Source organism: Pseudomonas sp. AP19 (genome assembly GCF_001728855.1).
In the GTDB taxonomy this organism is placed as follows: Bacteria; Pseudomonadota; Gammaproteobacteria; order Pseudomonadales; family Pseudomonadaceae; genus Aquipseudomonas; species Aquipseudomonas fluorescens.
On the sequence record NZ_LXJP01000033.1, the window covers coordinates 69,115 to 79,693 of the forward strand.

At 63.0% G+C, this 10,579-nt stretch carries 8 protein-coding genes and 1 riboswitch; of the genes, 1 reads left to right on the forward strand and 7 read right to left on the reverse strand.

Translation table 11 applies throughout. The annotated features are described in order from the left end of the window. Nucleotides 1–10 precede the first annotated feature (10 nt). The 7 genes from uca to A7D21_RS21640 form a co-directional block, all read right to left on the reverse strand. Entirely contained in the window at nt 11–3,649 is a 3,639-nt protein-coding gene (uca, locus tag A7D21_RS21610; RefSeq protein ID WP_069552656.1) for an urea carboxylase, read from the reverse strand. Between the two features lie 258 nt (nt 3,650–3,907). Beyond that, nucleotides 3,908–4,537, reverse strand: coding sequence for an urea amidolyase associated protein UAAP2 (locus A7D21_RS21615; RefSeq protein WP_053254874.1), 630 nt, complete (start codon nt 4,535–4,537; stop codon nt 3,908–3,910). A gap of 9 nt (nt 4,538–4,546) precedes the next feature. Continuing rightward, on the reverse strand, nt 4,547–5,272 hold the full coding sequence (locus tag A7D21_RS21620; protein ID WP_053254875.1) for an urea amidolyase associated protein UAAP1: 726 nt from the start codon (nt 5,270–5,272) through the stop codon (nt 4,547–4,549). Further along, entirely contained in the window at nt 5,269–6,033 is a 765-nt protein-coding gene (locus A7D21_RS21625) for an ABC transporter ATP-binding protein (protein WP_053254876.1), read from the reverse strand. Before A7D21_RS21625 ends, A7D21_RS21620 begins: the two co-directional genes overlap by 4 nt. After that, nucleotides 6,030–6,845: an ABC transporter permease gene (locus A7D21_RS21630; protein ID WP_053254877.1), complete on the reverse strand. Its 816-nt coding sequence runs from the start codon at nt 6,843–6,845 to the stop codon at nt 6,030–6,032. The genes A7D21_RS21625 and A7D21_RS21630 overlap by 4 nt, the downstream gene beginning before the upstream one ends. Before the next feature lie 12 nt (nt 6,846–6,857). After that, nucleotides 6,858–7,925: a putative urea ABC transporter substrate-binding protein gene (locus A7D21_RS21635; protein ID WP_069552657.1), complete on the reverse strand. Its 1,068-nt coding sequence runs from the start codon at nt 7,923–7,925 to the stop codon at nt 6,858–6,860. 60 nt (nt 7,926–7,985) lie between these two features. Then, nucleotides 7,986–8,087, reverse strand: a riboswitch (guanidine-I (ykkC/yxkD leader). Nucleotides 8,088–8,255: 168 nt separating this feature from the next. After that, nucleotides 8,256–9,878 carry a methyl-accepting chemotaxis protein gene (locus tag A7D21_RS21640; RefSeq protein ID WP_069552658.1) on the reverse strand — a complete coding sequence of 541 codons (1,623 nt, stop codon included), beginning with the start codon at nt 9,876–9,878 and terminating at the stop codon, nt 8,256–8,258. Nucleotides 9,879–10,195: 317 nt separating this feature from the next. Between A7D21_RS21640 and A7D21_RS34590 the strand changes: the two genes are divergently transcribed. Next, a complete protein-coding gene (locus A7D21_RS34590; RefSeq protein WP_083272227.1) occupies nt 10,196–10,534 on the forward strand; it encodes a hypothetical protein in 339 nt (112 codons plus the stop codon). The last annotated feature ends 45 nt before the right edge of the window (nt 10,535–10,579 follow it).

Sequence of the window (10,579 nt, forward strand, 5' to 3'; positions counted from 1 at the left end):
AAAAGAAAAGTCAGTCACGTTCCAGCACCATCACCCGTTGCCCGGCACTGATGCCGCTGCCGGGTTGCACCGGGATCTCGCGCACGGTGCCGGCGCAGGGCGCGATTACCGGGATTTCCATTTTCATGGACTCAAGCACCACCAACACATCGCCGCCCAGCACCCGCTCGCCCGCCGTCACCTGGACTTGCCAGAGGTTGCCGGCGATAGGGCTGTCGACACTGATTTCATTGGCCTGCAGCGGCGAGTCAGCGCCCAATGGCAGCGCCGGTTCTTCACTGTGGTAGTGCGCCTGGCCACTGGCGATCCAGCGTTCGCGCTCGGCATTAAACGCGTGCTGCTGGTGCTCGCGAAACGCGTCGATACTTGAGGCCTCCCGCGCCAGAAAGTCCTGGTAATCCGCCAGGTTCAACTGGCTGTGTTCGATGTTCAATGCAAAGCGTCCGAGCGGGAAATCCCGACGGATCTGCACCAACTCATCGCTGCTCACCGGGTAGAACCGGATCTGGTCAAAGAACCGCAACAACCACGGTTTGCCGTCAAACGCCGCGACTTCCCTGTAGCGGTTCCACATCTGCAAGGTGCGCCCCACAAACTGATAGCCGCCTGGGCCTTCCATGCCATAGACGCACAGGTAGGCGCCGCCGATGCCCACCGAGTTTTCGGCGGTCCAGGTGCGGGCCGGGTTGTATTTGGTGGTCACCAGACGATGACGCGGGTCCAGCGGCGTCGCCACCGGCGCGCCGAGGTAGACGTCGCCCAGGCCCATCACCAGGTAGCTGGCGTCGAACACGGTATGGCGTACTTCATCGAGGTTGGCCAGGTCGTTGATGCGTCGGATGAACTCCAGGTTGCTCGGGCACCACGGCGCGTCCTTGCGCACGGTGGTCATGTATTTTTCGATCGCCAGCTGGCACGCCGGGTCGTCCCACGACAGCGGCAAATGCACGATGCGCGAGGGCACTTGCAGGTTCGGCGTGGCGCACACGGCGGCCCAGTGTGTGGTGATCAGCGGCAGCAGGTCGGCCAATGGCAGGTGTTCGGGCTGGTAGTGGATTTGCAGCGAGCGGATGCCCGGCGTCAGGTCGAGCACGCCGGGCAGGGCGCGGGCTTCAAGCGCCTGCATGAGGGCGTGGGCACGAAAGCGCAGCACCAGGTCGAGTTCGGCGGCGCCAATTTCCAGCAGCAGGTGGGTGTCGCCGGCGAGGCGCGCGACCAGGCGGGTGTCGGCCTGGCCGATGTCCAGCACCACAGGCGACTCGAGGTTAAGTGGAGGGTGGCCAGTGTGGGAGCCGGGCTTGCCCGCGATGGCATCACTGGTGTCTGTCTGAAGTACCGAGTGGCTGCTAGCGCAGGCAAGCCAGCTCCCACATTGATCCCATTTCAAGGCGAGCTCACGCGCGGTCTGAAGGTTCACCGGCTCGAAGCGCAGTTTGTCTCCCGCCTTCAATTGCCCCAACTGCCAAAGGTCGGCCTCGATCACCGTCACCGGGCACACGAACCCGCCCAGGCTCGGCCCATCCGGCCCGAGGATCACCGGCATGTCGCCGGTAAAATCCACTGCGCCTATCGCGTAGGGATTGTCATGGATGTTCGACGGGTGCAGCCCCGCTTCGCCGCCGTCCGTGCGTGCCCACACAGGCTTCGGCCCGATCAGGCGCACGCCGGTGCGGCTGGAGTTGAAATGCACTTCCCAGTGGGTGGCGAAGAAGGTGTCGATGTACTCGGGCTTGAAGTATTCCGGCGCACCGTGCGGGCCATAAATCACGCGCAGCGTGCGTGTTTGCGCCAAGGGTTCGGCGACCAGGCGTTGCCCCGCGCGCGTGTCCTGCAAGGGCAACAGGTGCAGCACATCACCCGCGCGCAACGCCCGCCCGCCATGCCCGCCGAACTGGCCAAGCGTGAACGTGCTTTGACTGCCCAGATAGTCCGGCACCTGCAGGCCGCCCCGCAGGCACAGGTAACTGCGCGCGCCGGGTCCTGCGATGCTGCCAAGGCTTAACACCGAACCGGGGGCAATCAACAGCGCGGTATTCATCGGCACTGCTTGCTCGTTCAGCAACAGAGGAATATCGGCGCCCGTCACGGCCACCACGGCAGCGCAGTTGAAGCGCACCATCGGCCCACTCATGGTGATTTCCAACGCTGCGGCGCCGTCGCGATTACCCAGCAGGCGATTACCCAAACGCAACGCACGGCTGTCCATCGGCCCGGACGGTGGCACGCCGACGGCCCAGTACCCGAGGCGCCCCGGGTAGTCCTGCACACTGGTTTGCGTGCCGGCGCTGAGCACTTCAACGGTGTCGGCGCTGTAGGCCAGGCCTTCCAGGCAGCGCGTCCACGGCCGACCGCTGGCGAAAGGCGTGGCCAGCAAAATCTGGCGCAGGTAGTCGCGGTTGGTTTCCACGCCGTAGAGCTGGCTGTCGCTCAACGCTTGATGCAAATCCAGGCGCGCCTGTTCGCGGGTCGGCGCCCAGGTGATGAGCTTGGCGATCATCGGATCGAAGTACGCTGGAATCTCGCAACCGGCTTCTACCCAGGTATCGATGCGCAACCCCTCGGCAGTCGGGAAGTCCACGCGGGTCAACAGGCCTGGGCTGGGCTGGAAATCCTTGCCCGGGTCTTCCGCATACAGGCGCGCTTGGATCGCATGGCCACGGGGTTGCCGCACCAGCCCGCTCAATGGTGGTAATTCACCCGCCGCCAGTTGCACCATCCAGCGCACCAGGTCCACGCCCCACACTTGCTCGGTCACGCCGTGTTCCACCTGCAGGCGCGTGTTCACTTCTAGGAAGTAGAAGCGGCCATCGGCGCTGTCAAAGATAAATTCCACGGTGCCGGCACTGCGGTAGTTCACGGCTTTGGCCAGGGTGATGGCGGCCGCGCACAAGGCCTCGGCCATGCCGTCGGGCAGGTTTGGTGCGGGGGTTTCTTCGAGGACTTTCTGGTTGCGCCGTTGCACGGAGCAGTCGCGCACGCCGAGGGCGATCACCTCGCCAGTGCCGTCGCCAAACACCTGCACTTCCAGATGGCGAGCGTGCTCGATGTACTTCTCGATGAACACACCGGCGTCGCTGAAATTGTTCTGCCCCAGGCGCTTGACGGCCTCGAAGGACTCGCTCAACTCGGCTGCGCTGCGGCACACGCGCATGCCAATGCCACCACCGCCGGCGGTGCTTTTGAGCATGACTGGGTAGCCCACCGTGTCGGCCGCTGTCAGCGCTGCATCAAGGCTGTCGAGCAGCTCGGTGCCTTCCAGCAAGGGGATCTGATGGTGCTTGGCCAAGGCCCGTGCGGTGTGCTTGAGCCCGAATACGCGCAGCTGTTCAGGCGTCGGCCCGACGAAGGCGATACCCGCGTTTTCGCAGGCTTCGGCGAAAGCGGCGTTTTCCGAGAGGAAGCCGTAGCCGGGATGAATCGCCCGGGCCCCACAGGCCTTGGCGGTGGCGAGGATTTTTTCCATCGCCAGGTAGGTACTGGCCGCCGCGCCTTCACCGAGGCTGTAGGCTTCGTCGGCCTGCTGGATATGCAGGCTGGCCGCATCGGCTTCGGCGTACACCGCAATGCCTTTGACGTGCAGCGCGCGCAAGGTGCGCAGGATGCGGCAGGCGATGGCGCCACGGTTGGCGATCAAGAGTTTTTCGAACATGGCAAAACCCTGCGGGCCGTCCCGCCAATTGGGGTGCGCGCCAGGGTCGTCCGTGGCGCAAATCTCGGGTGGTGAAAGCGGTCAACTGTGGGAACGGGCTTGCCCGCGATGGCGGTGTGTCTGTCCCCTTATTTATTGGAAGATTCACCTCCATCGCAGGCAAGCCAGCTCCCACAGGGAACCTTCAGCGTTTTTGCAGGCACTGCCCGGCGCGGGCCTGGCACAGGGCAAATAACCAACGGCGCAGGCGCTTGAGTTTCAGTTCCATACCAGTAACTCCGCAGGGGTCGGGTTGTAGGCGTTGCACGGGTTGTTCAGTTGCGGGCAGTTGGAAATCAGCACGATCACGTCCATCTCCGCGCGCAGGTCGACGTACTTGCCAGGGGCGGAGATGCCGTCTTCAAACGTCAGCCCACCGTCGGCCGTGACCGGCACATTCATGAAGAAATTGATGTTCGGCCCGATGTCGCTTTTGCCCAGGCGCCCGTCGTGCGCACAGGCGCGCAGGTAGTTATCGCGGCAGCTGTGCATGTAGCGTTTTTCCAGGGCATAGCGCACGGTGTTGCTCTCTTGGGCACAGGCGCCGCCGAGGGTGTCGTGACGCCCGCAGGTGTCGTCGACGAGGGTCAGCATCGGCTGGCCAAGGTTGGAATACAGCACGCTGCCGGTGCTCAGGTACACGCTGTTTTGCCGACGTAACGTGCGTTGCACGTCGTAGCGCTCGCGCGGGTTTTTAAGGCTGTAGAACAACGTGTCGACAGCCTGGTTGCCTTCAAGGTCGAGGATGCGCAAGGTCTGGCCGGCCTTGACCTCCATCAGCCACGGCTCGCCGGCGGGAATCGTGGCGCGGTACACGGCGGCGTCCGGGTGTTTCAGTGCGATAGACATGGCAGCTCCTCAGGCGAACAGGCGGTCGGTGTTGATAAAGCCGCGCTCGTTTTCCGGGCGCGAGGTGCGGCAGTGTTCGGCGACACTGGGGTCTGCGTTCATCCAGCTGAGTTTCAGCGGCTGTGGGGCGTAGTTCGGGTTGGGGTCCATCGGGTGTTGCAAGGCGGTCAGCACCACCAGCGTGTCCATCGGCGCGTAGAGCTCGATGTAGTCGCCGGCCTTGGAATTGCCCGGCACAAAGTGCAAGCCACCGTCGCTCTCGACGTTGACGCGGCTGAACAGGTTGAGGGTCATCAGCAGGTCGGACAGCCCCAGGCCCCACTTGCCCAATTCCACCAACAGGTTATCGGTGCCGTTGCGAAAGAAGCCGTTGCGCAGCTCTTGATAGCGGCCCTGGCCGTACTTCTCGGCCACTTCGCAGGCACACAACACACCGCCGATGCTGTCACTCCAGCCGCAGGTGTCGGCGGTGATGGCGGCCAGCACGCGGCCCATGTCCGAGTACAGGCAATGGCCGCTGGTGAGCTTGGCGGTGTGTTGGCACTTGAGGCTGTCGGGCAGGTTGAGGCGCTCGGTTTTTTCGTTGGCGTTGAGCAGGGTCAGGCTGACGTTGGCACCGCCGCGCAGGTCGGTGAGGCGCAGCAGTTGGCCGCGCTTGAGCACAAAGGAACGGTGGCCGCCGCCGGGCAGCATCTCTTCGGCGAACGGGGGAAACAATTGAGTGGAATCGGTCATTTGGAAGTCGCTCCAAGTTCGGCGGCGAGCGCTTTGCGGCGCTCGCTGTTCAAAGGGATGTCGTAGGTGATGCGCGCGCCATAGGCGCCGGGGGCGTGGGGGTCGACGCGAACCTTGTCGAACACCAGCAAGCGCGTGCCGAGGCTGAAGCCTTCACTCAGGTCGTGGGTGACCATGAACACCGTCAGCCGGGTTTCGCGCCACAGCGCCAGCAGCAACTGGTGCATGTCTTTGCGAATGCCCGGGTCGAGGGCGCCGAAGGGTTCGTCCAGCAGCAAGACGCGGGGTTTCATGATCAGGGCCTGGGCGATGGCCAGGCGTTGTTGCATGCCGCCGGAGAGCTGCGCCGGGTATTTGTCCAGCGCGTGGTCCAGGCCGACCTTACGCAGCAGGGCGGCAGCCTGTTCACGTGCGTGGTGTTTGGCGCTGCCGAACAGCCGGCCCAGCAATGGCGAGCGGGGTAGCTCAAGGCCGAGGGCGACGTTATCCAGCACGGTCAAATGCGGGAACACGGAGTAGCGCTGGAACACCACGCCACGGCTCGCATCCGGCTCGGCAGCGAGCGCCTGGCCATCCAGCAGGATCTGGCCCTTGCTCGCGGTTTCCTGGCCCAGCAGCAGGCGCAGGAAGGTGGATTTGCCGCAACCCGAGGTACCGACCAGCGTGCAAAACTCACCCTCGTCGACCTGCAGGTTGAGCCCTTCCAGCACCACTTGGTCACCATAGCGCTGCCACACATTGTTGACGCTGATAAAGCTCATGCCCGCGCTCCTTCGTACCAGGGGAACGCACGCCGCGTCAGGGTTTTGAGGCCCCAGTCCATCAGCCAGGCGAGCAGGGTGATCCACACCACGTAAGGCAGAATCACGTCCATCGCCAGGTAGCGGCGCACCAGGAAAATCCGGTAGCCCAAACCGTCAGTGGAGGCGATGGCCTCGGCGGCGATCAGGAACAGCCACGCCGAGCCGAGCATCAGCCGCAGCGAGATCAGCAGACGCGGCAGCAGTTGCGGGAGCACCACCCGCAGCATCAGGGTCCAGGTGGAGGCGCCGAGGGTCTGCGCCTTGACCAGCAGCTCGACGGGAATTTCCCGGGCGCGCTGTTCCAGGTCGCGCGCCAGGGCCGGTGTGATGCCGATGACGATCAGCATGACTTTGGACAGCTCCCCCAGCCCGAACACGATGAACAGGATGGGCAGGATCGCCAGCGGCGGCACCATCGACAGCACCGTGAGCAAAGGCGACAACGGCGCGCCAAACAGCGGCAGCGTCCCGGCGGCGATGCCCAGGCACAGGCCGGCGAGGGCGCTGATCCCCAGGCCGATAGCCAGGCGGCGCAGGCTCGACGCGCTGTCTTGCCACAGCACGTATTCACCGGTGCGGGTGTCGGCGCTGAACGCCAGGCGTTGCAGGGCGTCGCCCATTTGCACGGCGCTGGGCAGCAGCTTGTCATTGGGGTTGTCCGCCAGGCGCTCGGCCGAGCCCACAAAGTAGGCGAACAGCAGCAGGGCGAACGGCAGCATCACCAACAACAGGCGACTGGAGCGTTCCGGGTGGCGGTTGATCAGGCGCATGGCCGGTTCCTCTTACAGCGTGCCGTCGGCGGCCATTTGCACGTAGCTGGGGTCGAACTGCAGCTTGAGGTTGGCGGTGTCGCCGCTGGTCACGCCGTTGGCGAAGCGCATGCCCACGGCGCTGGTGTCTTTGGCGCCTTCGCCGAGCAGGCCGTGCGCAAACGAGAACTCGGCGACCTTGCGCATGGTGGCGGGCAACTGCGCGCTGGTGGCGAAGGCCAGCGCTTCCTTGGGGGTGGCGAACAGCTTGGTGGTGTCCAGTTGCGACTGGAAACCCTTGAGGTCGGTGCCGGAGGCTTTGGCCATGTGCTCCAACGCTTCGGTGCTGGCCGCGTTTTTGGCGTTCATCAGCGCAACCACTTCGAACCAGGCGCCGGTCAACGCTTTGCCCAGCTTGGGGTTGTCTTTGAGGGTCTGGGTGTTGACCACCATCATGTCCATGATTTCGCCGGGCACTTTGCTGGAGTCGAACACTTCGGTGACGCCCGGTTTGGCCTTGATCTCAGAGAGCATCGGGTTCCAGGTGGTGACGGCTTGCACCTGGTCGGTGTTGAAGGCCGCGGCGATATCGGCGTCGGAGGTGTTGACGACTTTCAGGTCTTTTTCGGTGAGGTCGGCCGACTCCAGGGCGCGGGCCAGCAGGTAGTGGGACACCGAGAGTTCCACCAGGTTGACGTTCATGCCCTTGAGGTCGGCCACGGTCTTGCCGGTGCCCTTGATCACCACGCCATCGTTACCGTTGGAGAAGTCACTGACCACCAGCGCGGTGCTGTCCACGCCACCGGCGGCGGGAATGGTCAGGGCGTCCATGTTGGTCATGGTGCAGCCGTCGAACTGGCCGGCGGTGTACTGGTTGATGGATTCGACATAGTCATTGAGCTGCACCATGTCGATTTTGATGCCGTACTTCTTGGCCCACTTGTCGAGGATGCCTTGGCTGCCGGCGTATTCCCACGGCATCCAGCCGGCATAAATCGTCCAGCACACGCTGAAGTGGTCTTTGGGGGCGGCTTGGGTCTGAACGCTCATCACGGCGGCAAAGGCCGCGGCGAGCAGGGCGGGTAAACGAATTGAGGGCATGGGGTTTCTCCAGTTGATCAAGGGCGAGCAGGAGCAACGCGGCACCGTAAACGGTGGCTTGTCTCCCGGGCTTTTATCCCGCCGTGTAACCTCAACTGGAGGTCGCCAACTCTCGGACCAGCCACTCGCGATCAGCGAGCCGGAACCCTAGTCAGCCATTGCAAATTGTGGTGCCGCGAACCTGTAATCAATCCTGCACGAGGGAGCTAAAGCGAGAGTCGTGCCAAGTGAGGCACAAGCCCGGCTTTTCAGCCGGGCATGGGCGCCGCGAGGGTTGGGCGCGAAGGGATGTGCGTCAGGTCGGTGCGCGGGCGCACACTAATGAGGCGATTACAGCTGGAACTTGCTGACCAGTACATTGAACGAAGTAGCCAGGCGGGACAGGTCCTGGCTGGAGGCATTGGTCTGGTGGGCGCCGGCGGCGGTCTGGGTCGACAGGTCCTGGATGTTGAGCAGGTTGCGGTCCACTTCGCGGGCCACCTGCGCCTGTTCCTCCGATGCGGAGGCGATCACCAGGTTACGCTCGTTGATCATCGCCACGCTGGTAGTGATCCGCTGCAGGGCTTGCCCGGCGTTTTGCGCCAAGGCCTGGGTGTCATTGGCCCAGCTCAGGCTCTTGTTCATGGCGGCCACGGCATCATCGGCGCCGAGCTGCACGTCACCAATCATTTTTTCAATGTCGACCGTGGAGGTTTGGGTGCGATGGGCCAATGCCCGCACCTCGTCAGCGACCACCGCGAAACCTCGGCCTTGCTCGCCTGCGCGGGCGGCTTCGATGGCGGCATTGAGGGCCAATAGGTTGGTCTGGTCGGCAATGCTGCGGATGACATCAATGACCTTGCCGATCTCTCGCACCTGGTTGGCGAGATCCGCGACCGACTGCGTCGAATCATTGATCTCGACCACCATCGACTCCATGCCCGACATGGCCTGCTCGACTTGCTGGCGACCTTCCTCCGCTTCGGTGGTGGCCTGCCGGGACGCTTGCGAGGTCGACACCGCATTGCTCGCCACTTCGTCCACCGCCGTGGTCATCTGGTTTACCGCGGTGGCAGCCTGTTGAATTTCGTCATTCTGGCGGGTCAGGCCACGGGTGCTTTCGTCGGTAACCGCGCTCAGTTCTTCGGCGGCCGACGCGAGCTGGTCCGCAGCGTTGGCAATTTCCACCAGGGTGCTTTTCAAGCCGCCTTGCATATCGGACAGCGCCATCAACAGTTGCCCGGCTTCGTCAGTGCGTTCGGTGACGATGGCGTGGGTCAGGTCGCCTTTGGCAATGCGTTGAGCGCTTTCGACCGCTTGTGCGATAGGGCGGGTGATCAGGCGCGTGATCAGCAGGCCGATGGTGATTGCGATGATGAACGCCAGGACGATGCCGCTGATCATCCACGTCAATGCGCTGTCGCGCAGCGCTTCGGCGGCGATTGCGCCTTCTTTGATCTGGCGGTTATTGGACTCGATCATCACGCGGATCAGCTCGCGGGCCTGGCGGAACAGTTCATTATTGGTGGTGTTGAGCTGCGTGCGAGCCTGTTCTGTCTGGCCGCTGTCGAGCATCGAGATAATGCGTTCGGAACTGCTGACATAGTTCGGCCAGATCTGGTCGAGCTTGTCGCCCGCGACGCGTTCGTCATCTTCCAGTGGCGTAGCGCGGTACGTGGCATACGCGGTCTGGCTGCGCTTGAGTTCGCTGGCAATGTCCTGGCGTACGCGGTCGCGGTCTTGTTGATTGACGTTGCCGTTGCTGGCATCGAGTAATCGGTACAGACCACGGTTGTGCGCGACCAGGCCATTGAGCGTGGAGGCCGTATTGCTGACAGACACCAGGTTGTTGGAGAAGGTTAGTTCCAGTGCGTTGGCGAGCCGAACGACACCTTTTATTCCCAGCATCCCGACACCGAGGGTGACAAGCGCACACAAAACGAACGAAAGCAGGAGCTTGGTAGAAATTTTCATGACGTGTATCCGACGAGAATAGAGTGAGGGCTCGCGCTAGAGCCTCCTTGCTCATGGTCGATATCACAATGACATCATGTTTATCGAGGAAGTTTCATGACAGACAAAATGACTGAATCGATTCAGCTTTTTGACCACCGCGCGTCTATGCCGATAGGGCACCGCAGGGTGCATCGGGCTACGCTGCAGATGTACCAAGTTGTTACAGAAACGCACCAGATTCAGTTTTTGATGTCAGATGTTTCGTCATTCAGTGAAAGATGAATGCCGCCCTCCAGCGTCGCTGGAGGTGCTCTCCCGCGGTCCAGGAGGCCGCCATGTATCGACGACTGCTTCTTAGTGCTTTATTCGGCCTGACCCTGTCTGCGTGTGTGCCTTACTACGATGGTGGCGCCACTTACTATCGCTCGGAGGTCTATACCGCACCGGCGCCAGCCTATTATTACGGTGGTCCCACTTACTCGGATGGACGCAGTTACTACGCGCCGCCACGGTACTACCAGCCGGCGCCGCGTTATTACCAGCCAGCACCGCGTTATTACCCAAGACCGGCTTACCGGCCGTACCCGAACCAGGGCTGGGGAGGCGGTCACTGGGGCAATGGTGGTCGAGGTCATGGATCCGATCATGGAGGCGGGCGCGGCGGCCACCGGTAGCAGGTTTTGACGTGAGGCGGCGCATTCAGCGCCGCTTTTTTTTGG

Bases quoted from the DNA above. Each gene is read 5' to 3' on its own strand.
- A7D21_RS21640 (WP_069552658.1), bottom strand. From the start codon at position 9,878: ATGAAAATTTCTACCAAGCTCCTGCTTTCGTTCGTTTTGTGTGCGCTT.
- A7D21_RS21635 (WP_069552657.1), bottom strand. From the start codon at position 7,925: ATGCCCTCAATTCGTTTACCCGCCCTGCTCGCCGCGGCCTTTGCCGCC.
- A7D21_RS34590 (WP_083272227.1), top strand. From the start codon at position 10,196: ATGTATCGACGACTGCTTCTTAGTGCTTTATTCGGCCTGACCCTGTCT.
- A7D21_RS21625 (WP_053254876.1), bottom strand. From the start codon at position 6,033: ATGAGCTTTATCAGCGTCAACAATGTGTGGCAGCGCTATGGTGACCAA.
- A7D21_RS21615 (WP_053254874.1), bottom strand. From the start codon at position 4,537: ATGTCTATCGCACTGAAACACCCGGACGCCGCCGTGTACCGCGCCACG.
- A7D21_RS21630 (WP_053254877.1), bottom strand. From the start codon at position 6,845: ATGCGCCTGATCAACCGCCACCCGGAACGCTCCAGTCGCCTGTTGTTG.
- uca (WP_069552656.1), bottom strand. From the start codon at position 3,649: ATGTTCGAAAAACTCTTGATCGCCAACCGTGGCGCCATCGCCTGCCGC.
- A7D21_RS21620 (WP_053254875.1), bottom strand. From the start codon at position 5,272: ATGACCGATTCCACTCAATTGTTTCCCCCGTTCGCCGAAGAGATGCTG.